The organism is Colwellia sp. C2M11, assembly GCF_018860915.1.
Lineage (GTDB): Bacteria > Pseudomonadota > Gammaproteobacteria > Enterobacterales > Alteromonadaceae > Colwellia.
Window position 1 is genome coordinate 91,223 of sequence record NZ_JAHKQD010000036.1, and the last position, 23,704, is coordinate 114,926.

15 protein-coding genes and 1 tRNA gene are annotated in these 23,704 nt (G+C 35.5%); 6 read left to right on the forward strand and 10 right to left on the reverse strand.

Annotated elements, in window-relative coordinates; translation table 11 throughout:
- Nucleotides 1-2: 2 nt before the first annotated feature.
- From KO509_RS09390 to KO509_RS09405, 4 genes are all read right to left on the reverse strand, one after another.
- On the reverse strand, nt 3-827 hold the full coding sequence (locus tag KO509_RS09390; protein WP_215973021.1) for a glycosyltransferase family 2 protein: 825 nt from the start codon (nt 825-827) through the stop codon (nt 3-5).
- A 14-nt stretch (nt 828-841) separates the two neighbouring features.
- On the reverse strand, nt 842-2,341 hold the full coding sequence (gene xrtA / locus KO509_RS09395) for an exosortase A (protein ID WP_215973022.1): 1,500 nt from the start codon (nt 2,339-2,341) through the stop codon (nt 842-844).
- Nucleotides 2,338-3,198, reverse strand: a complete 861-nt coding sequence (locus KO509_RS09400) for an XrtA system polysaccharide deacetylase (protein WP_215973023.1) — start codon at nt 3,196-3,198, stop codon at nt 2,338-2,340. Before KO509_RS09400 ends, xrtA begins: the two co-directional genes overlap by 4 nt.
- A 61-nt stretch (nt 3,199-3,259) precedes the next feature.
- On the reverse strand, nt 3,260-4,663 hold the full coding sequence (locus KO509_RS09405; protein ID WP_215973024.1) for a TIGR03013 family XrtA/PEP-CTERM system glycosyltransferase: 1,404 nt from the start codon (nt 4,661-4,663) through the stop codon (nt 3,260-3,262).
- A 321-nt stretch (nt 4,664-4,984) separates the two neighbouring features.
- On the opposite strand from KO509_RS09405, the gene KO509_RS09410 reads away from it, so the two are divergent.
- The 5 genes from KO509_RS09410 (at nt 4,985) to KO509_RS09430 (ending at nt 10,894) form a co-directional block, all read left to right on the forward strand.
- Nucleotides 4,985-5,620, forward strand: a complete 636-nt coding sequence (locus KO509_RS09410; RefSeq protein ID WP_215973025.1) for an XrtA/PEP-CTERM system exopolysaccharide export protein — start codon at nt 4,985-4,987, stop codon at nt 5,618-5,620.
- 124 nt (nt 5,621-5,744) lie between these two features.
- On the forward strand, nt 5,745-7,334 hold the full coding sequence (locus KO509_RS09415; RefSeq protein WP_215973026.1) for an XrtA system polysaccharide chain length determinant: 1,590 nt from the start codon (nt 5,745-5,747) through the stop codon (nt 7,332-7,334).
- A gap of 3 nt (nt 7,335-7,337) precedes the next feature.
- Complete coding sequence (locus tag KO509_RS09420) at nt 7,338-8,264, forward strand: XrtA-associated tyrosine autokinase (RefSeq protein ID WP_215973027.1); 927 nt, start codon at nt 7,338-7,340, stop codon at nt 8,262-8,264.
- Complete coding sequence (locus tag KO509_RS09425; protein WP_215973028.1) at nt 8,227-9,840, forward strand: TIGR03016 family PEP-CTERM system-associated outer membrane protein; 1,614 nt, start codon at nt 8,227-8,229, stop codon at nt 9,838-9,840. The genes KO509_RS09420 and KO509_RS09425 overlap by 38 nt, the downstream gene beginning before the upstream one ends.
- 1 nt (nt 9,841) lies before the next feature.
- On the forward strand, nt 9,842-10,894 hold the full coding sequence (locus KO509_RS09430; RefSeq protein ID WP_215973029.1) for an XrtA/PEP-CTERM system-associated ATPase: 1,053 nt from the start codon (nt 9,842-9,844) through the stop codon (nt 10,892-10,894).
- Nucleotides 10,895-10,988: 94 nt separating this feature from the next.
- On the opposite strand, the gene prsR is transcribed toward KO509_RS09430, so the two are convergent.
- From prsR to KO509_RS09450, 4 genes are all read right to left on the reverse strand, one after another.
- A complete protein-coding gene (gene prsR / locus KO509_RS09435; RefSeq protein ID WP_215973030.1) occupies nt 10,989-12,338 on the reverse strand; it encodes a PEP-CTERM-box response regulator transcription factor in 1,350 nt (449 codons plus the stop codon).
- Between the two features lie 126 nt (nt 12,339-12,464).
- The gene (gene prsK, locus KO509_RS09440) at nt 12,465-14,492 is read right to left on the reverse strand and encodes an XrtA/PEP-CTERM system histidine kinase PrsK (RefSeq protein WP_252727475.1); all 2,028 of its coding nucleotides are present in this window, start codon (nt 14,490-14,492) and stop codon (nt 12,465-12,467) included.
- A gap of 3 nt (nt 14,493-14,495) precedes the next feature.
- A complete protein-coding gene (locus KO509_RS09445; RefSeq protein ID WP_215973031.1) occupies nt 14,496-17,579 on the reverse strand; it encodes an efflux RND transporter permease subunit in 3,084 nt (1,027 codons plus the stop codon).
- A gap of 5 nt (nt 17,580-17,584) precedes the next feature.
- Entirely contained in the window at nt 17,585-18,631 is a 1,047-nt protein-coding gene (locus tag KO509_RS09450; RefSeq protein ID WP_215973032.1) for an efflux RND transporter periplasmic adaptor subunit, read from the reverse strand.
- Nucleotides 18,632-18,925: 294 nt separating this feature from the next.
- Here KO509_RS09450 and KO509_RS09455 point away from each other — a divergent pair.
- Nucleotides 18,926-19,002: transfer RNA gene (locus KO509_RS09455), tRNA-Arg, on the forward strand.
- A 215-nt stretch (nt 19,003-19,217) separates the two neighbouring features.
- Here the strand turns inward: KO509_RS09455 and KO509_RS09460 are convergent.
- Both KO509_RS09460 and KO509_RS09465 read right to left on the reverse strand, forming a co-directional pair.
- On the reverse strand, nt 19,218-22,319 hold the full coding sequence (locus KO509_RS09460; RefSeq protein WP_215973033.1) for an efflux RND transporter permease subunit: 3,102 nt from the start codon (nt 22,317-22,319) through the stop codon (nt 19,218-19,220).
- Nucleotides 22,319-23,386, reverse strand: a complete 1,068-nt coding sequence (locus tag KO509_RS09465) for an efflux RND transporter periplasmic adaptor subunit (RefSeq protein ID WP_252727476.1) — start codon at nt 23,384-23,386, stop codon at nt 22,319-22,321. The genes KO509_RS09460 and KO509_RS09465 overlap by 1 nt, the downstream gene beginning before the upstream one ends.
- Between the last annotated feature and the right edge of the window lie 318 nt (nt 23,387-23,704).

Sequence of the window (23,704 nt, forward strand, 5' to 3'; positions counted from 1 at the left end):
AACTAACCAAACCTATTTAGTCGTTTATATAGTTTATTTAATCCCCAAAAATAATGGTGTTTATTCATTAAATAAAATAACCCTTTTAAATGGGAGAAGTGAAATTTAGAAAGCTTAAAACCACGAGACAACTCTTGTGCATCATGAATAACTTTTGCGTGTGGAAGATAAGTAATTTTATATCCTTGCTCCCATACTCGTAAGCAGTAATCTACATCTTCTGGTGAATAAAATATTTTTTCATCAAATAAACCTGTCTTTTTAAACGCTTCACGCGAAAGCATCCAACAGGCTGAAATAGCATAATCAACAGTCATTGGCTCAGTAGCTAATTGAAGTGCATGTGGCTTTGCTTCAATATTTTTTAGAAATAAAAAGCGCTTTAACTTATGAATAAGTGTAGGGAAAACATCGCAAGACAACTGAAAATTACCACTATTGTATGAGAGCCTCGGTACAGCCATACCTACATCTTCATTATTTTCCAGATATGATAGTAAACCTTGAATGGCACTATGATTAATATAGGCATCTGAATCAAGTACTAAAATAAACTTACCTTGCGCTTTCTGTAATGCTGCATTTCTAGAATAAGTTGTCCCTGTGTTTTCACTAAAAAAAATAGGTTTTATTAATTCTGGATGTGAGCTTTGATATTTATTTTCATACTCTTTAATTAATTCAACGCTTCCATCTTTGGAGCCGTTATCAACAATGAATATTTCACTTTGCTCGTCAAATTCTAACAACGAGCTTATTAAATCATCTAAACAACGCTTTATTGGAGCAGCAGAGTTGTAAGAAAGAATAACGGTAGAAACTAACATAAATTACTGCATTCCTATTCTATCAAAATGGTATGTTGTTTAATTTTCATAAAACCTTCATACATAAGTTTGTCTAAATTACTATCAGCGTTAGATTGATCAGGAGATGATAATACAATAACCTCTCCACCAAAATCAGTCATCATTATTTTATTAGTGAGTTGCAATAACTTAAACTCAATTTTATTAGCTGACAGCATATTATTAACTTTATACGTAACCCTAATTTTGCGCTCTTTACCTTGTATATTAACTATAGAAAGTGATGTATATGGTATATTGTTATCACTGATATCAGTTATTTCATGAGAAGAAATACTTTTAAGTGACCAAAGATCTTCATCAAAAAATCTGTTTTGATAACTGATTATTTCTTTATCATCTGTTTCAGCATGATACTTAGCTATAAAAATCTCTACGTTGTCTGAAGTTGATTTCGATATGTATATTTCATCTGCTCGAGGGAAACTTGGTATCCAATTATTGTCAAACTTAGGGATATCTTTAAAGTTGGTTGATGTTAGTGAAATTTCATCTATTTGCTCTGTTAATAAACTTACATTTTTTTCATATTTATATTTTAACAAAGGCCCTATAAACAAAACTAATAAAGTAAATATAATAAAGACTAAAGATGGGAATTTTTGTTTTACTTGTTTTTTTTGCTTAGCTTGAGACTCTTCTGATTCAATAAGTGGGTCACTCATATAATGACCAATAACAAATATCAAGCCTAGTATAAAAGCAAAAAATACCCAGCCATAAACTAAGTGGTCAAATCCTACAGCAGCCTTCATATCAGATAAATGACCAATAAGAATAATTAAAAATGCCCTTAAACCGTTACCAATAATAGCAACAGCACAACATATAAATACAAAAAGTATTTGCTTATAAAGTTTAGTAAAGTTTAAGTATGAATATAAAACACCAATAGTAATAGTTGAAATTAAAAATCTGATACCACTACATGCTTCAGCAACAACAAAATTACCGTTTGGTATTTGTATATACATTCCATCCCTATAAACAGGAATACCTAAAATTTTAATCATATATACAGAGATATCAGCTGTAACAAACTGTAAATAGGGAATTAAAAAGTCACCTATAGGAATTGAAAAATATAAAAAAGCTAAAGGAAATCTTAGGAAAAAAACTACTTTCCAACCAAAAAAAGCCCACGTTAAGACTATAAATAAACTAAATAATGCAAACTGCTCTAAGACATTGATATAGGAAACAACACTAACAAACCAGAATAGCGAGGTTAGACCCACCAAAACCAAGCCTAATAAAGATGGTTGTGCCTCAATTAATGCAAGTTCATTCTTTTTACGATGTATTAACCATAACGTAGTAGGTAAGATTAAAAAACCATGTCCGTATGTATTGGAGTATTCCCAAATTAGTGCGAGCTTATTAAAAGAACCATTAAAAGCTAAAAGTAATGAAAAGATTAAGCTACTAATTAATATTATATTTTTTGTATACGTGCTCTGTATGATGGTCATATAACTCCCTTTTTATTTACATCATCTTCATTCAAATAAACATTCTTCATTGTTGACCATTTAAAATCCATTAATAAATGTTCTATTTTATTCTCCATTCTAGACAAATTAATATAGTGTCTAAATTTCGATTTAAGTGAAGCTTCTTTAACCCTAGGTTGTTTAGGATCAATTTCCCATGGATGAAAATAAAAATTATAAGGCTGCTGCTCTTGCTGATGGAACTTATCAATACGATTTTTAGAGAGCCAATAAGGATATAAGCGGAAATAACCTCCACCACCTATCCCTGTATTTTCATCATTTTTTCTAAGTGTAGGAATAGGAATTTCAATTATCCCTTCCTTACGCAGATGTTTGAATCGAGGCCACTTAGGTGTACCATATAGGTCGTGCTCTATTGGGTATGTGCTGGAGCTATATAAAATACCTAATTCATGTAACAACTCAAATACCCATTCATTATTTTCACCTATAGAAAAGCTAGGAGCTCTATACCCTAAAACTTTTTGCCCTGACAACTGCTCCAATAAATCAATACTTTTAACAATGTCAATTTTGAGCTCTTCTCGTGATTGCGTAGAAGCTCTTCTATGGTTATATCCATGACTGGCAATTTCATGGCCTGCATCTGCAATATCCTGCATAAGTTTTGGGAAGGCATTAGCAACCCAGCCTAAAATAAAGAAGGTTCCTTTTACTTCATATTTCGCAAATATATCAAGTATTCTTCTCGTATTATAATCAACCGTAGGCTTACAGTTTGACCAGTCTTGTGGCTGAATAACTTTTTCAAAAGCAGAAACATGAAAATAATCTTCTACATCAACTGTCATCGCATTTATAATGTTGCTCATGAATAAAAACCTTTATAGACTATAAACCAAGTAGCACTGATAAAAAATAAGCAAGATAGCATTAGCGTCCCTTACCAAACAACACAATCTCAACTGTTCTGATCAAAATTAACAGGTCCAGCAAAAAACTGCGATGCTTAATGTAATACAAATCATATTTAAGCTTTTCTAATGAATCCGCTTCCGTAGCACCATAAGGATACTTCAGTTGCGCCCAGCCTGTTAATCCAGGTTTAACATTATGACGTTCATTATAATAAGGAATATTTTTAATTAAACTTTGCACAAATTCTGGTCTTTCAGGTCTAGGGCCAACAAACCCCATATCACCACGAATAACGTTATAAATTTGTGGTAATTCATCAATACGATATTTACGTAAAATATTACCTATTTTGGTGATACGAGGGTCATCTTCCGAAGCCATTTGAGCACCAAATTTTTCGGCATCTAAACGCATACTTCTAAATTTAATTATATTAAAAGGTTCACCGTCTAAACCAACACGTTCTTGGTAGTAAAAAACAGGCGCTTTCAACCCCTCATCTAATTTAATTAACACAGCAGTTAACAGCATTATTGGCCAAGTAACAAATAATAGTATAGAAGCCATTGCCGCATTAAATATCCAATCTAATGTATTACGCAAATGATTTGCTGAAGCAAAACCGTTCGAATAAATAACCCAACTCGGATAAATAAGATTTACTGCTATTTGTCCTGTTTCTCGTTCAATGAAGTCTAAAATTTCAGTAATTTCAATACCACGAATTTTACAAGCAAAAAGCTCATCAATAGGAATGTTATTACGGCGTTCATCACTCGCCACAACGATTTCATCAATTTGATTATTTAACGCATAATTCACTAGTGAACCCTTAAGTTCGATTCTTGTTTCTTGTTTTATACCTTCTTCAGCGTCGCCATTCATAACAACATAACCATGCACTGAAAAACTTTGTCTATCGACATCTCTGCGCATTCGCCTTTCTATTATCGATGCCCTTTCACCTGCACCAAGTACTAAAACAATACGTTTATTAAAACCAAAAAAGTCTATTTGAACCGTTAAGTATCTAAAGAAGCTAATCAATATAAAGCTAACTAATGACGCTATCGCTAATACTTCTATTGGCAGCGCATAAGTACCATAAAGAGGATTAATGATAGTAAGAATAAAAAAGGCAACTGCAACACACATTAATACTCGGCGAATAACGCCTCGAAAGTTAACTCGTAATTTAGAGTTATATAAACCTAACGCGAGTGAAGTTAATTGATTAAGTAGAGCAAAAACTACCGAATAAATCAGTAAGTAATTATCAGGAATAGCAGAAAAGTGACTTTCCATAACAAAGCTACTACCATATATAACAAAAGGCAATGCACTTAAAAACAGTAGAAACTCTATTAATATCAACGATTTGCTTGCAATTGATAAATCTCGAAATTTGGGGCTAGACATAATAGACTAGATTCCTTGATGAATTATATTTGTCGGAATGAATTCCACCCAAAAATAGGGGGCGTAAATAGATGTAATTTAGAATTTATTTTAGCTATTAGGGTAAGGTTAATTTTTGATAGATATATTAAATTTCTATGAAAGACATCACCCAATTAACACAAAAAACTCACACTACAAATCTAAAAGAAATGATTCTATCAAAAATGTAGCTAAAGTTAAGGTTTTATTTACCGTTGTTAAAATGTGGCATCTATGAAAAAAATACCATACAATCAATAATCGAATTACAAATAATTTTTGATGTTGAAGGTATATACCATGGATAAAAAATTTACCAAGTCACTTAAAGTAATCGTTGTTTTACTTTTAGCTCAAATCATTTCAGCCTGTTCTACTAATCAATTACCAACAGCTACACTCCACTCTTCGAATACCGACGATATTAACTCTTATAAATACCTTATTGGTGCTGGAGATGTACTGAATATATTTGTTTGGCGTAATCCTGAGGTTTCAGGATCATTCGTTGTTCGTCCTGACGGCATGATTACTACTTCACTGGTAGAAGATATAAAAGTATCGGGTAAAACGCCTACTGAGCTAGCCCGTTCAATTGAAGAGATATTAGGAACTTATTTAAGAGACCCTATTGTGACTGTTACAGTAAATAGTTTTGTTGGCCCATTTAGCGAACAAATCCGTGTTATTGGTGAGGCAGCACAACCACAAGCGATCAATTATACTCAACACATGACATTATTAGATGTAATGATACAAGTAGGTGGCTTAACGGAATTTGCTAATGGTAATGGTGCTGTATTAGTTAGAATTGAAGATGGTAAGCAACAACAATACGACATCATGATTGACGAATTATTAAAAGATGGGGATATTAGCGCCAACGTTGATATGTTACCTGGTGATATTATCATTATTCCTGAAGCTTGGTTTTAATCAAGTAGCCTTTTAGTCTGATTAGAGAATACTAACTTATCTTCTAAGCATGATTAAACTTAATGTAGGTTGGACTTCTGTCTGACAGCGGAAAAAATATAATTAATGAAGGTTAGTAATTAGAATGCAAGAAATATTTAATGATCTACTCGATTATTTAAAAGGTATTTGGATTAAACGTCGGTATATTATTATATCGACTTGGCTTATCTGCCCGATCGGATGGGGTGTTGTTTCAATGATGCCCAATGTATATGAATCTGAAGCACGTGTATTTGCTGATACTCAATCAATATTAGCACCATTACTGAAAGGCTTAACGGTACAAACCAATCCAGACATTCAAATCAATTTAATGATTAAAACATTACTTAGTCGCCCTAATTTAGAGCGTATTTCACGAATGACTGATTTAGACATTCAAGCTGAAACACCGCAACAATATGAAGCTATTATAAATCGCTTACGAGAAAATATAAAAATAGTAAAAACCCGAGGAAGAGATAATATATTTACTATTTCCTTTGAAGATAAAAGCCCGGAAATGGCTAAAAATGTTGTACAATCAGCATTAACCGTATTTATAGAAAATACTCTTGGCCAAAATCGAACAGATTCAGATTCTGCACAGAAATTCTTAAAAAGCCAGATAGCCGATTATGAGAACAGGTTGACAAGTGCAGAGGGTCGCTTAACAGACTTCAAACAAAAATATAGCACCATGCTACCCGACCAAAATGGTGGTTATTATACTAGGCTTAATCTTGCCAAAGAAAACTTAGAAAAAATTGAACTTGAATTAAAAGAGGCTGAAACACAATTAGCATCTGCTAGAGCTCAATTAGGCACTGTACCTAATGAGTCAAGCTCAAGCCAAAATAAAATACAAACAGCCAACTCTATTAAAACTAATTTTGATGATCGTATTACGGAATTAGAATTATCATTAGACGCTTTGCTCTTAAGATATACTGATAATCATCCTGATGTAGTCGAAGCCAAAAGACGTCTAGAGCACTTAGAGAAAGAACGCAGCAACGAAATTGAAGAATACTTAAATGAAGCAAGTAATAATGATAGCAACTCATTAATCACGAGCCAAAACCCTGTTATTCAAGAATTACAAATTCAAGTTAATCAATTTGAAAATCAAGTAGCCTCAATGAAAGTTAGAGCTAATGATTATCGAAATAAAGTGAGTGAGCTTGAAAGTAAAATTCATGTATTACCTGAAATTGAAGCTGAATTGGTTGCACTAAACCGTGGTTATGAAATTACTAAAAATAAGTATGAACAATTATTGAATCGACAAGAAACCGCTCAGTTAGCACAACAAGCAGATGAAACAACCAATAAAATACAATTTAAAGTGATAGATCCCCCTAGAGCTGCAGATAAACCTTCAGGGCCTAAGCGAATACTATTCTTTATATTCGTAACTTTTTTGGGTTTTGGTGCAGGGATTGGTTTATCATTATTATTCAGTCAATTATCACCGGTAGCAACGTCTACTGCTCAGCTATCAAAAGCAACCGGCGTACCTATATTTGGTGTGGTATCCGCTAATGAAAATTTGGGCCTACAAAAATGGCATAAAAAGAAGACAATTCTTTTTATTATATCCAATCTTTGCCTACTAATTATTCTGATGATGTTTATGAGTTATTTTTTATTTCCTGATGCCATTCAAGCCCCATTGAAAAGGATATTATAAGCCATGAGCACTATAGAAAAGGCATTGGCCAAACAAAAAAAAGCGGCGCAAGACAATAAGAGTAATATTGAAGCGCAAGATATCAGCTTGAAAGAAAGTAATGATGCAACAAGTGCTGAAATATCGCACCAAATAATAGATACCCAAACTGCTTTGAAAAGCTCTACGTCTACTAAAACATCAAGAGCAAATAAAGAAGTAATCACTTTAAATGGTGAGCACCTAACTGAGCGTGGATTTATTTTCAGTGCTAACAGTGCTCATCATATACAAGAAGAATTCCGCCATATTAAACGTAAGTTAATCAACAATGCTTTTGGGCCTACCTCGAAAACATTAAAGCACAGTAACTTAATTATGGTGAGCAGCTCTAACCCTAATGAAGGTAAAACTTTTATCTCAATTAACCTTGCTTTAAGTATTGCACTTGAACAAGATAAAACTGTTTTATTAGTTGATGCTGATGTATTAAGACCAAGCATACACAGAGAGTTAGAATTTGAAAGTAAGCAGGGTTTACTTGAATATCTACTTGACGAAGTACCATCATTATCTGATGTTATTTATAATACCAGCATTGATAATTTAAAATTAATCCCTGCCGGTAAGCCACATCATTTAACCAATGAGTTACTAGCTAGTGCTAAAATGGCTTCATTAGCAGAAGAGCTTGCTCAACGCTATCCAGACCGTATTGTTATATTTGATTGTCCACCTATACTAGGTGTTACTGAGACCCCTGTATTATCAAGCTTAGTGGGACAAGCAGTTGTTGTGGTTGAAGAGTCCAAAACAAAATTAGATAGTGTAAAAAAAGCGGTTGCTCAACTTAACGAAGATATCGCTGTCGGCTTTGTAATGAATAAAACAATCAGATCTAAAAAGGATGAGTATGGCTATTATGGCTATGGCTACGGTAAGAAAAGCTAATAATTTTCACTTAGCCAATGTTTTAACATTATTAACATGCTCAATTTTCGTAACTCCGACCATGGCCGGAGAGTGGCAGTTTGTGCCCACTTTTGGGATAGAAGAAACCTATACCGATAATGTAGAATTAACGATTACTGACCCCACTTCTAGCCTAGTATCTCAAGCGATTTTAGGAGTGGGGGTAGATTACCAATCTCGCTTTGCTAACTTTTCTTTTACTGGCGAGAACAATAACCTCTTCTTTAGTCATGATAGTAGTATTGATGACAATTATTTAACGCTGAATAGTCAGGGAAGTTTATACCTCTGGTCTGATGGACCAGAGATTTTTGCGACAGCTGTCGTCGATAATACCAGTAGAAACTCAGCTAGCAATAGCCTTGCTGATTTAGTCTCTGGCGATACAGTCCAGTCTGAAAGTTATGCTACAGGTCTACGTTATAACGTCAATAACAGCAGTTTCGCTCTACAATCTGCAGTTACATATAGTACCAGTAGGTTTGAAGATAATATTGGTGATTATGATAGTGAATCTATTTATATAAATACCAACAATAATAACAATGCACGTCTCGTTTTTTGGCAGCTAAATAGTAGTTATTCAAAAAGAGAACAGAACTCTTTAGGTATTACTAGAGATGGAAAGCAATATAGTGTCGATGCAAAATTAGGCTTAATAACTCCGATAGATCTCAATCCTTTTATTCGTTTCTATGATGAGGATTTCTCAGGTACTTTTGGCAATCAAAGCCAACCGACGACGTCTTCATGGGGCCCTGGTTTCCGCTGGTTAGTTTCACAACACTTACAATTAGATTTGTCTTATAACTATGTTACCGATGATGAAGTTAGTGATGATTATGTCGCCGCATCAATTCAATGGGATCCTTCAGCAAGAACTTCATTAACAGCAGGCTACAGCCAACGTTTTTTCGGCGATTCATATGACCTCAGTTTTCAACATAGAACAAAACGTTTAACCAACACTATTTCTTATGATGAAACTCTAGAAGTGTTTGATCGAAATAGTTTCCAACAAATAGATCTAGGTGCATTCTGGTGCCCAACAGGCTCTACCATCGCAAATATTGCTAACTGTTTTGCCCAATCAGAGCAACCAGACGATAGTCAATTTCAATTAACAAACTTTTTTTACTTAGAGCCAGTTGAGAGTAACGAATTTTCGTTAAATAAACGCTTTTCTTGGAATTCAACATTACAACTTGCTAGAACCTCTTTTACTTTTAGCGCCTCAGGTACTAGACGTGAAAGTATTGAATCTGAAATAGTAGACGATACCTTGTCAGCCTCGTTCACAATAAATCGTAGAATTAGTGGTAAAAGTAAGTTAACGCTATTAGCTAAGTACGACAACAATATTTATGACAAAAATAATCCCGCAGGGAGTAGACAAGAAGATGATTACAGAACATTATCTGCCACTTACACTAAAAATTTAGCATCATCTTTATCAACTCATTTTACGCTTCAACAAGTCAATAGAGACTCAACGGTTGAGCAGTATACCTACGATGAATTACGCGCAATAATTAACGTAACCAAAGAATTTTAATATGTATGAAAGTTACTATGGTTTTAAAGAAAAACCTTTCCAGTTAAGTCCTGATCCTCGTTTCTTCTTTGCAACCAGCCATCATCAACGTGCATTATCTTATTTACAGTATGGCTTAGACCAAGGTGAAGGCTTTATTGTTATTACAGGTCCTATTGGCACAGGAAAAACGACCATTGCTCGAAATTTATTGGCTTCTATAGGCGATGAAAATATTGTTGCTGCACAACTTGTGACAACAAAGCTATCACCGGATGAATTACTTGAACTAGTCGCTGCCGAGTTTAAAATTCCTTTAAAAAGCAACAGTAGCAAGGCGGAAGTATTACGCAATATAGAAGCTTTTTTAATTCAACTTAATAAGCAAGGAAAGCGCGCCTTACTGTTAGTGGATGAAGCACAAAACCTACCTTCTGAAACGGTTGAAGAATTGAGAATGCTTTCAAATTTTCAACTTGATGATAAACCGCTTATTCAAAGTTTTTTACTCGGTCAAGAAGAGCTTAAAGATATTATTCAAGCGCCTAATATGGAGCAATTTAGACAGCGTATTATTGCCTCTGCACACTTAAAACCATTAAGCATTGAAGAAGTAAAAAGTTATATTAATCACCGATTACAACAAGCGGGTTGTAAAAAAGAAGCACTTTTTTCTGATGATGCGTTTGAATTCATTCACCAAAAAACATTAGGTGTACCACGTAAAATTAATATTTTTGTCGACCGTTTGTTATTGTTTGGTTTTTTAGAAGAAGTATCTCATTTTACAGTTGATAATATTAATGAAGTTGCGCAGGAAATGTCGGTTGAACTAACCGGTTCATTAAGCTCAAAGACTCTTGAGAATACTCAATCACCAAACCAATCCGCCACTCAACAATTTGTCGTTAACTCGAGTGAAAATGTTGAAAATATAAAAGAAGTTTTAAGAGAAGTAGAAGAGATCTTAGAAGCTAACATTAAACAAAAGATAAAAATGGCGCGTTATGTTGATAAACTACTTAAGCAGAAAAATCGCCAATACGCTCAAGAGCAAATAGAAAAAGATATATAGTCAGTACTTACAATGCTTTTAAGATTCAAGTTGTTGTGACTGTAAAAGCTATTGCGGGTTAAAGTGTTATTGATAACCCGCAATTATTAGTAAATTAACTGTTAATACTCAGCTCATATTTTTCAATTAATGAATACAGTGTAGGCCTAGTAACCCCCAAAAGTTCTGATGTTTTAGACATATTCCCCTCAGACAGCGCATATGCCTTTTGAATAGCCAAAGATTCTGCTTGCTCTCTTACCGTACGTAAATTCAATGAAAGCTCATAATTGGTATCACTGTGGTCGAAGAAGCCTAAATCAAAAGCAGTGACCTGCACGCCGGTACTCATGACCACGGCGGATTTAACTTTATTTTGTAATTCTCGAATATTTCCCGGCCATTTATGTGTGTTAATAGCACCGATAGCGTCTTCAGAGAAAGATTTGGCATTACGTTTATACTCAGTAGCATAAAGCTGTAGAAAATATTTAGCGAGAATTAAAACGTCTTCATCGCGATCACGTAATGGCGGAATATTTAACGTTATTTCACTCACACGATAAAATAAATCTTCTCTAAATTCTTTATTGGCAACCATCTCTTCTAAGTTTTGGTTCGTTGCACAAACCACCCTAACATTAACCGGAATCTCTTCTCTACCGCCTAAACGTTCAATAATTTTTTCTTGTAAAAAACGCAGTAATTTAGCTTGTAAATTAAATGGCATATCGCCAATTTCATCTAGAAATAAGGTGCCGCCTTCTGCACATTCTATTTTACCTTTCGTGGTTTTATGGGCGCCAGTAAATGCCCCTTTCTCAAAACCAAATAATTCACTTTCTAATAATGTTTCAGGAATAGAAGCACAGTTAATAGCAATAAAAGGCTTATCTGCACGATCACTAGCCAAGTGTACTGCTTTTGCCGTGACTTCTTTACCAGTACCGCTTTCACCTAATAATAAGGCGGTGATATTCGTTGGTGCAATCCGTTTGACCATAGTACATAAGCGATCAATCGCCTCACTATTACCAATAATACCAATATTACTATCGGTAACCGCCCGCATAGAGCGGTTTTCACTTTCAATATTAGCTAACGTGAAAGCTCGAGAAATAATGACATTAATAACTTCAGCATCAATGGGTTTTTGATAAAAATCATAAGCGCCTGCAGCAATCGCTTCTAGGGCATTAACTCTATCTTCATTGCCTGTAATAACAATAACTTTGGTATGAGGAGCAATAGCAAGAATTTCTTCTAACGCTTTCAAGCCTTCGCTTGCATTGGTTTCATCTGGTGGTAAGCCTAAATCTAAAGTAACTACTTTAGGCTCATGGCGTCTTACGGCAGCAATTGCAGATTCTCTATCTCCAGCTAAAATAGGGCTATAATCAGACAAACTCCATTTCAGCTGTTTTTGAATGCCTTTATCGTCATCAACAATTAATACTTTTTCCATTAGTTCCTTTCCCAATTATTTTTACTAATATACTAATCAAATCACATATTTGTGTTTCATCATAGAATGCAATTACCCTAACGCATACAGCACTAAAGTAAAGCCTGTAGTGTAAATATGCTTTATTTATATAGGTAAAGAAATCATCATTTTGGTTCCTTGCCCTTCAATACTTTCAACCGTTAAGCTACCTGCTACACTTTCAAAAAATTGTTTTGCGTCAAAAACACCTATCCCCATACCAGCATTCCCTTTGGTGGTATCGAAAGGTTTAAACAATCGAGTTTTAATGAAAGTTGCAGACATACCACAGCCATTATCGCTCACGGCTATATTTATTCTCTCTCCCTGCTTCTCTAGAATAACGTCTACCCTGCCATCTGCAGCACTTGCTTCTTGTGCATTTTGAATTAAATGATTCATCACTGAAAAGAACCGCTCGTCATCAAGTGTTGCTAAACAGTTGTCAATTTTTTGCAAGTAAACTCGCGGTTGTATTACATTTCGCTGCTCTATAACACGCTCGATAATGTCACCCAGATCAACTTTTCTACTTGTTGATTGTGCGACCTGCTTATTTCTCAGTTGTGTTAATACCTTCGCTAACCTCTCTGTTGCTGACTCTACTGTTTCAAAGACATCATCCACAAATTCAGGGTTATCCCGATGCTGTATCGCATTAGAGGTAATTAACGCTAATTGGGCTTGAATGTTTTTGAGATCATGCACGAGAAAAGCTGACATTTGATTAAATGCATCAAATTGTTTAGCTTCGGCTAGTTTATCATTGGCCTCATTTAAAGAAATAAAATTACCTAATTGTTTCGAAATAGCAAACAATAAATCTCGGTCTTCCCAATTAAGTTTATTTTCTTCATTGCTATTTGATAACACAAAAAAACCATAAAAAGTTTTTCCGATAAGGATAGGTACTAGGATATTTACCCCCACAGCATGCCAAATTTTAGGCTGAATAAATAACCCAGGATATGACAATGGATTTTCGCTGTATTCATTAATATCGATAATCCATCCTTGACGTTTAGTAAAATTTTCAAGTAGCTCTAGATCTTTGTCGAACGATTCATCTAATTCAATTCCATCACTATGAGGCACAACAAAACGATTATTCTCCATCGCTTTTAAGATAACCCCACCCGTCGCATCTACTTTAGACATCATAATTTGTAATGACATTTGATAGTAGTTTTCAGCTGTAGCCGTTTCAATTTTCTCAATTAACTCTAACCATTCTTCTCGATATTCATATTTATTCGCAAAAAAATGTTTTGAAATAAAAACCTTCACTCGACGACGTACACTTTCTGTAATGAGTAATACTGCAAGCACAATACTGCCGAGGATGAAGAAACCGAAACTAACCAATTCTCCCCACTTTCCACCAAAATAGTTTATCAAATAACCTGCGACAGCCATTGCTAATAAATACAATCCTGCAATCATTAACATTGAACTATAGAAAACGACATTACGCGACACAAATACTCGTACTGTGCCGGCTTTAAAGCGCCTCACACTGACTAATAACAATGGTACGGCTAAAGCGGACAAATACCCTCTTATGTACCAAAATTGAAACTCAATTCCACCAACCATGGTCGCTTGAGCAAAAAGCACAAAATCAAATACAGCTATCCCCCCTAAAGCGAGAACTAGCGGTGTAACAGATTCTTTTGCCTCATCATTCGCTCCCCTATAAATTTGCTCAAGTAATACTAAACTCAATAAATTTAGTATGACAAAAAGCAAAAATAAATATTCATAAGAGTAATCTAAGGTGTAGCTTAATCCCCAACAAACAATAGATGAGCCAAACCAAAACAGTAGATATTTACGTACTGTTTCATTATGTAAAACATCTTTAACATTTCCTTTTTCAATATTAAAGCTAAGGATAAAAACAGAAAAAGCGGCGATTTTAATAGCGTCAGCTAACATTGCCCATTGCAACGAAAAACCCAAGCTAACCTGCAGCGCACCAATAATATTAGCTGTTGCAGCCATTAACGCACTAAATAATAACCATTTAGCGATACTTGACTTATTATGAGCTGCGAGAATAAGCAAAGAAAAAAGAACATAGGCAATGCTCGCAAAACTATAGCCCCATATACCTACCGTATACATTTCCATAAGTTAGTTTTTTATTTCCTGATCAATAAATGATGATACGTTTGAGCGAGTAAATAACTCTGTTAACACGGGTACTAATATAAAACTTGAAATAGCAGATACACAAAGCCCCGAAATAAGGACAACGCCCAATGGTTGCCATAATCCACCACCATATAATGTTAGTGGAATTAATCCTCCAATAGTCGTTAATGTGGTAAGTAATATGGGGGTAAAACGGGTAGCGCTAGCTTTGAGTACAGACTCTTGTTTATTTAACCCCTCTGCTAAGTTTCTATTAGCACTATCAATTAAGATAATGGCATTATTGACCACAATACCAAATAAACTAATGAGACCAATAAAAGCCATCATAGAAAAAGATAACCCGGTTAGGTACAAGCCAATAACAGAGCCTGCCATCGCAAACGGAATTGAACTAAAAATAATTAATGGTTGTAAAAAAGATTTAAATTGCAGCACTAACACTGCAAAAATACCAATAGCAGTGATTAACATGATTTGTGTTAATCCCGAAAAAGATTCTTGTCTAGACTCTTCTTCGCCACCTAAGATGTAATACATACCTAGCGGCAAATCATATTGCTCGATGTATTGCACAAACTCTTCGGTAAGGGCGTTAACTGAGTAACCAGGCGCAGCATCAGCAGATACTTTTGCCATACGTAATTTTTGATAATGAAAATAATCTGTTTGCCCTTTTTGTAACTTGGCATCAACCACCTGCATTAATGGTATCTGTTGTCCTGTTAAGCTAGTGACATAGACATCTGACAAAGTGTTGATATCAGGGTTTTTATTACGCACTAAAATAGGGTAATTTTCACCATTATCATCATTAAAACGACCAACATAAGTACCTGACAATACAGATTGCAGGGTATTATCTAGCGTATTAACATCGATATTTGATAATCCTGCTTTTTCATAATCAATTTGTAAATTAAGCTCGGTATTTGCCACACCGATTGGATTATCAATATTAATAGTACCTTCGGTTTTCGCCATTTTACTTTCTAAATCTTTGGCGACACGCTCTAAGTCGGCTAGAGATTCAGAAATCAAACGAATAGCAATAGGTTGATCGGTCACTGGCCCTTGAGTAAATTCTTTTATGGTGATTTTTGCCTGTTGCCAGCGATCAAACTCAGTACGTAATGTGCTAACAAGGTCTTCAACTGCATCAGGATCAAATTCAGTTAATACAACCAATATTTGCCCATATTTAACCACACCTCGTTTAGGAATTTCATTATAATAAATGCGTGGATTAGAGCTACCGACATTCAATGCTACTTTTTCAACTAACTCTTGATCTTCAATAAAGTGCGTCATTTTTTGCATCACGTTATTGGTATGTTCTAATGATGAGTTAGGCGGTGTTTCCACATCGATTAAAATCATCGGCTTTTCTGCTTTTGGAAATAAACTTAAACCGACCTCAGAAAAAAGTGACAACATAGCGATTAAGCTTGCGATAGCAACTGCAATAACGACTACCTTCAAGTGGAAAAGTTTTTGCAACCAAGTCACATAAAAGTTTTCAGCAAAATTATTTATATAATGTTGTAGTGTTTTAATTTTTCTTTTTGTATTTTCACTAGCAGTTTCATCTTCATGAGGTAATAAAAACTTACTTGCTAGGAGCGGGGTAAACGTGAGTGCAATTAACAATGAAGCCAATAAAACTAGCACTACTGTTACAGGCATAGAACGGATAAAATCACCGGTATCACTTGCGAGCATTAACATAGGTAAAAACGCTAACATAGTAGTAATAGTACCGCTTGAAACTGCCCATCCCACTTTGCTTGCGCCCGCTGCAGCAGCTTGGGTTAGTGATGTATGTTTTTTTCTTTCCCGGTGAATACTTTCTGTTACAACAATGGCGTTATCAACCAAAAGCCCTAACGCAATGATAAGCCCAACAATCGACATTTGCTGTAATCCAAAACCAGCAAAATCCAACCAGCCAATAGCAATAACAAACGAAAGCGGGATAGCAATCATCACCACGAGTGCCTCTCTTAATCCCAGAAACAACAATGATAAAATACCGACCAGCACAAGCCCTTGCCACAAATTTTCAAAAAAGCCGTTAACTCTATTTTCAACACTATGGGCTTGCTCAAATAACACTTCCATTTTCAATTCTGGCGGAACTGTTTCTTTAAATAATGCAATTTCTTGTTGTATGGCTTGTGTTAACGAAAAAATATTCGTGTTCATACGTTGTTCAACGGTAACAAAAATTACCGGTTTATTATCATAATACGCTAAGTAACTTGGATCTTGACTACCAAAGCTAATCTTAGCAATATCTTTAAGACGTAACACAAAATCATCATTAGAAAGAATAATAGTGTCTTCTAGTTGAGATATTTTTTCAAAATTACCACTGGTTTTCACATTAAATCGACGCGTATTAGCATCAACAAAGCCAGGGGTAATATTAATTGCTCGCCCTTGCAATACTTGCATGACTTGCGTGGTAGAGATTTTATGATGTAAAAGAAGATCTAAATTAAGATCAACAGCCATAATTTGCTGGGGATATCCCCATATATCGGCTTTTTTCACACTACTTATTGTTTCTAAGCGCTTTTCTAATAATTTTGCATAAAACTCCATTTGCTTATAATCAGCTGGCTCTGTCCACAAAGCAAGCTGTACAACAGCAACTGCAGTGGGCGTTGCTTTTAATACCAGTAAATCTTGTACTCCCGCAGGCAACGACGGTTTAACCGAAGAAACCGCAAGTTGTATTTTATTGAAGGCCAATTCAGGATCGGCTCCATACTGAAATTTAACTTCAATACGAGCCCCATCATTTTTTATTTGTGCTTCAACTTGTTTGATATTCTCAATATCGGCAAATTCTTCTTCGAGTGGATCTACCACTAAAGTTTCAATATCCGTTGGCGATGCACCGGGATAAATCACTTCAATTAGGGTAATCGGAATATCAAATTGTGGATCTTCACTGCGAGGCATATTCAAATATGACACAATGCCAACAAGTACCAGTAATACCACTATAGTTAAGGTAAACTGTGCATTTTTAATTGCTAGATTAGGTAACTTCATTATGCTTACTTTTTAGTAGAAATCAGGGGGAAATTATTCCACCCTTGAGTAATAACATCTAATGCTGGTGAATTTTCTTGAGCTGTTAAGTAAATAAAATCATTGTCTAATTTATAAATAACAAAAGCCTGCTGCACAGGAGCGTTATCCTTTTCAATAGTAATCAACGCTTGTCCTTGCTCATTAACTGAATTTAGAGCTTCTATAGGTAAACGATAAATATAATTTTCACTTTGTGCATAAATAAGTATTTTAGCTATTTGCCCTACAATCAAAGGCTTCGTTAGATTTGTCTCTTCTAAAGATACCTCGATAGTAAATAAATGATTTCGACTATCGGCTATGGCAGGGATTTTACTTATCCTACCATTCACTAACCCTGCATAAGCTAAATTAACTTTGACCTCTTGATTTAAATGTACTAAAGATATTTCCTCACCCGTTAAAGATACACTCGCAATAAGATTTTTAGATAAGGTTGCCACTTGTAATGCGCCTGCGCCAGGAGCTTGTAACTCACCTAAATCGGTACTACGTTGAATTACAACCCCATCGAAGGGGGCTAATATTTGTGCTTTATTTAAGTTATAAGAAGCGACTTTGTAGGCTGCTCTGGTGGTTTCCACGGCAGTTAAAGCATCATCTAAATCGCGTTGGGAACTAAGGTTTTTTTCTAGTAAAACTTTTACACGATCGATATTACGTTTAGCTTGCAACAAACGTGAATACGTTGCGTTTTTTTCTGCTAATAATTCTGAGGTATCTAAGGCAGCAAGCAATTGATTTTTTTTAAAAACTTCTCCTTCATCAACATTTAATTCAGTTAAAAAACCCGCTGTTTTAAAAGAAAGATTCACCACTCGGGCAAAATCAACCTTACCTGTTCGTTGTATTACTTGGGTGTAAGGCTCTGCTTCAATTGTTGCTACTTGATAACCTTCTGAGGGTGAAGCATACGCAGCAGTAATACAGCAAGAAAATAAAAAAAGACCAAAGACCTTGTTATTCAACGCTTTTAATAACCTACGTTGGAAGAAATAAGATATGTACATTTTCATCATCATAAAATAGTAACTATTCAATAGTGTATTGTAAATATAGTGACTACTTTAGGCATTTTTACCATTAAAGTACATCAATATCGTTGCCTTATACTCGCTAGATAAAACAGTATTGCGTGTAATACAGAAATATTCATGTTCATCTCTAGACAAACTCCCTTATTAGCTATAGTATTTCCGCGCTTATCGTATGCTATCAAAAGCCTAGCGCGATAACCTTTCCTTTAGTGTTTACAACTATATTAAGATGTGAAACTTAGAAGAAATAGTCAAAACTAACAATATGCGCCATTAGCTCAGCTGGATAGAGCGTTGCCCTCCGGAGGCAAAGGTCGCAGGTTCAACTCCTGCATGGCGCGCCATTACCTATCTTATGTAATAATCTAACTCTGAAGTCCACCTTTCATTTCCAATATGAACCTTAGAATATCGATTAAAATATTTACCTAATTATAAGCCTATTACACTTATTAAATTGTCTTGATAATCTTTCAATTTATCATCATTAACATTACTGAATATTTCCAAAAGCATATCAAATACAAAACTCGAAATCTTAGCTGACTTCCTTTTATACCTACCTCAACTCTTCCTGTTTATAAAACATAAGTAGCATGGCAGGCAATACTGTTAAACTCACTAAGGTTGATACGGTAATACCACCTAATACTATAATCCCCACTCCACGATAAAGCTCAGAGCCCTCCCCTGGTAAAAAGACTAAAGGCGCTAAACCACATAAGGTAGTCATAGTCGACATCACAATAGGTTTTAATCGTGTTTCTAGTGCATTAATAACAGCTTTATATGGCTTAAGTCCTGAGGCTAAATTGCGACGACTTTGATCAACGATCAAGATTGGATTATTGACTACAGTGCCTAATAAAATTAAGAAACCTAACATGGTAATCATATCGAATGGTTGATGGAAACCACCAACAACAGAGCCAACACTATTAGTAATTACTAAACCAAGCAACCCGCCTGCCATGCCCAAAGGTACTGTTGCCATAATGAATAGCGGCTGTCCCCAATGCTTAAAAATAGCAACCAATAGTAAATAGCATAATGCTAAAGCGACAATAAAGTTGCCACTTAGTGCATCACGGGTTTTTTCGAGCTGATCGGCTGCACCACCAATAGTAATATTAACATCTGGAAGTAAATCGCCTTGTTTTTGTAGCTGAGGTAATAGCTCCTCTCGAACAATTTGCTGTGCTCGCTCTAATGCCACATCACGCGGTGGAATAATATATACGGTAACTGTTCTACGTCCATCAACACGGCGCAAGCTATCACTATCTGCTTTTTCATTTAAGTTTGCTAACGCATTTAATGGTAATAATCCTTGTTTAGTAACAACAGGTGCTTGTTCTAAGCCTGACAAAGATTGTTTATTGCCTGCTTCTGAGAAAATAAAAATATCGACTTTATCATCATTAATAATTAGCTCATCAACATAGGCTCCATCACTCAGTGCGGCAATGGTATAACCTAGCTCATCAGCCGACATACCAACTTCAGCAAGACGTTGCCAGCGAGGTTGAATTTCAATTAACGGTTGATCTAGTGTTAGTGAAGAAGGCTCAGAGTCCACTTGAGGATTATCAAATACATCACTTGCAAGCCTGTAAATAGCATCGGCCGCACGATATAAGTTAACCTGCTCAGGGCCACTTATATCAATAGCAACGGCTCGTGTTCCCCCATCATTACTTGAGATAATAGAGCCACGAGAAGAGAAAGCGCGCATCCCTGGATAACTCTTAAATTTTTGAGTGATAGCCTTCATCATGGCATCGATGTGTTCAGTATTACTAGGCTCACTTAAAAACCAAATACTTCCTACCCCAATTGACATAGAGTAATACTTTAAGGAAGGTAGATCGGTTTTTCCTTGTTCAAAATCACTACTAGGCGCATTTAAATGCTTATTAAAATAAGGTAATAATTCATCTCCAATTTTTTCCATATAAGTTAAATTATACCCTGGTGGTGCAATCATCATCGAAAAGGCTTTAGGTTCCTCACCTTCAGGTAAATACTCTGCCTCAGGCATAAATAACCAAGCGCCACCAATTAAACCAACAATAGCAAAAACCACACAAACAAATCGTTGACGTGTAGAAGCTAAGAATTTTTTAATAAATGCAGGCAAGTGCATTTGTGTAGTCATTGCTGATGTTTGCGAGTCTTTAGTTGAAAATTTAGCGAAGGCTGCTGGCACAACTAACAACGCGACTAACATTGAGGCAATAATTGCTGCAGAAATAGCAATAGCAACGTCTGAGTATAGCTGCCCTGCTTCTTGAACAATAAATAAGATGGGAGCAAATACCAAAACTGTCGTTAATGTAGAGGCTAATACTGCCGGCCAAACTTCTTGTACTCCGGTAATAGCAGCTTTAAATTTCGATAATCCTCGTCGCTTAGCTTGTTCAATATTTTCCAGTACAACAATTGTGTTATCAACTGTCATACCAATAGCAAAAGCCACCCCTGCCAATGAGATAACATTAATGGTTCGATTAAACAGAAGTAAGCCTAGAAAAGCGGCAATGGTGCAAATAGGTACCCCCATAACTCCTATAATAGTAGAGCGAGGGCTTTTCAAAAACCAAAACATTACCAAGGTTGCTAATAAGGCACCTAATGCTAAGTTAGTCCAAACATTTTCAATCGATCCTTTTACATACCTAACATCGTCACTAAGCAAAGTTAGTTGTAAGCCATTTTTTTCTAATAAATCATGATTTAGTCTTTCAACGACCTGTAACATTTCATCTTTGATCGCAATAACATTTGAGCCACTTTCTCGACGAACCATAAGCATCAAGTTACGTTCACCATCATTGTACGCTACGTCACGTAATTCATAATGATCTAAGGTAACTGTCGCTATATCTTTAAGTTTAACTGTACTATCTTGATCTTGTGCAATAACTAATTCTTCAAGTGCCTGTGCTGATTGAAAACGACCAACCATACGTAATAAATAACGTCTTTTACCGCTATCGATATCACCAGCAGAAGCATCTAAATTACGACTTTTAATGGCATCTCTTACGTCGGTTAAGCTGATATTTCTGCTAGCTAGTTTTTGTTGATCAACCAATATTTGCACTTGATATAACGCACCACCTCGAATACTCACTTGTGATACACCTGTAACACGCTCCATTTCTGGTCTAACATTGTCTTGCGTAAAATCACGCAACATATCAATATCTAGGTTTAATGGATTACCTGCTAAAGGTTTTAACGTGAAAAACATAAAAGCATTAGATGAAAAAGAGCTACTATACAGTACAGGTTGATCAACGTTATCAGGATAGTTAGGTACTTGCGCTAGAGCGTTACTAACATTGATCAGCGCTTCATTCACATCTGCACCAAAGGGAAATTCAAGTTCAACTTCTGCTTCGCCAGTATTGGCATAACTCGACATTCGTTTTAAATTAGGTAACGAACGTAAATAACGCTCTTGTTCTATCAGTATTTCCTTTTCGACATCTTGTGGTGTTGCACCTGGCCATTCTGTTACTACCGTAATAGTTCGTACGTCAAGATCTGGAATCATTTGTACTGGTATTTTAAAGGCCGCCACAATACCTAAAATACAGGAAATCATAACAACTACGGCAACTAAAATACCTTGCTTAACAGCACCTTGTAACATTATTTAATACCTATTTGAGAAACTACATTAACGACTTGTTTGTCTTGAAGTAATTCGTTTCCTTGGGTGACTACCCACTGGCCTGCTTGCAAGCCTTGAGTGATTTCAATCTTACTATTAATTCGTGTACCAAGAGTTACACTTTGTCTATAGGCAATACCGTCTCGAATTATAAACACGCTAAAGCCACCGTCCGGGTGGCGTAATAAAGCATCCCGATCAATCACAACACTTTCCTTAGTTGTTGCTTTTAAAGCAATATCGGCATTAGCTGATAAACCAACTTGCAAATCAGTAGTACTCTCTAATGCTAAACGCACTAAAAAGCTGCGATTACTGGTGTTAATCACGGGAACTTTAGTAATTACTGTCGCATTAAATATTTTTTCCGGTTGGGAAGCTAAGTACACATTAACGCTATTGTTTATATCAATCGCATTGAAATGCTCTTGAGGCATATACAAATCAAGCCATAATTGCTTATTATTAACTAGTTCAAAAACACTTTGTCCTCGAGTAACCCATTCACCCACATCTACCATTCGCTGCGCAATAACCCCGCTAAAAGGTGCTATTAGTTGATGACGATTTAATAATTGCTGTTGATAATATTGATTTGCTTGCTCTTCAAGCAACGTTGCTTCTGCGCTTTTTAAAGTGGCTTCTCGATCAGCAAGCTCAGTTTGGGCAAATAGGTTTTGTTCCGATAAAGATCTTGCTTCAGTGTAGCGGCGTAATGCGTCGTCAACAGCAACTTGTGCTCGTGCTAATGTAGCTTTATTAGCTTGTAGTTGTGCTTTTACTAACGCTGAATCTAAAGCTAATAATGGCGCACCTTGTTCAATTTGATCACCTGTTTCTCGATGAATTTGGGTCACAACACCATCAGTTAGCACGGAAAGATTAGCATGACGCTGCGCTTTTAATGAGCCAGTTAATGTAACGGTAGGAGCAAGCTGCTGTTGCTTCACTTGATCTATAACGACATTTACTTTTTGGTTTGCATTTGCAGAAAAAACACCTAATAAAAGTATAGGGTAACACCAAAACAACTTGTAAAAGCTCAAAATAACTCCCTAATTAACGAGTAAATAACTACAATGAAAGTGACCACTAATATAAATCAGAAAAAGTACTGAGATCAACCTTAATTGATAATAATTCTCATTTATAATCAATTAGAAGGTCGACTGTTTGTTGATAAACAAGCATCACTATCGATAATCCCTCGATAATTAAAATACAGCACCTGTTTAAACTTTGTCATAAGCCATGCTAATTTATCCAACCTTTTCAACAGCTCTCTCCCAGCAGATATAGTAAAGCAATGTAATCATGAAACTAAACTGGCATAAATTTTATACTTTTTATAGAATAATTACTTT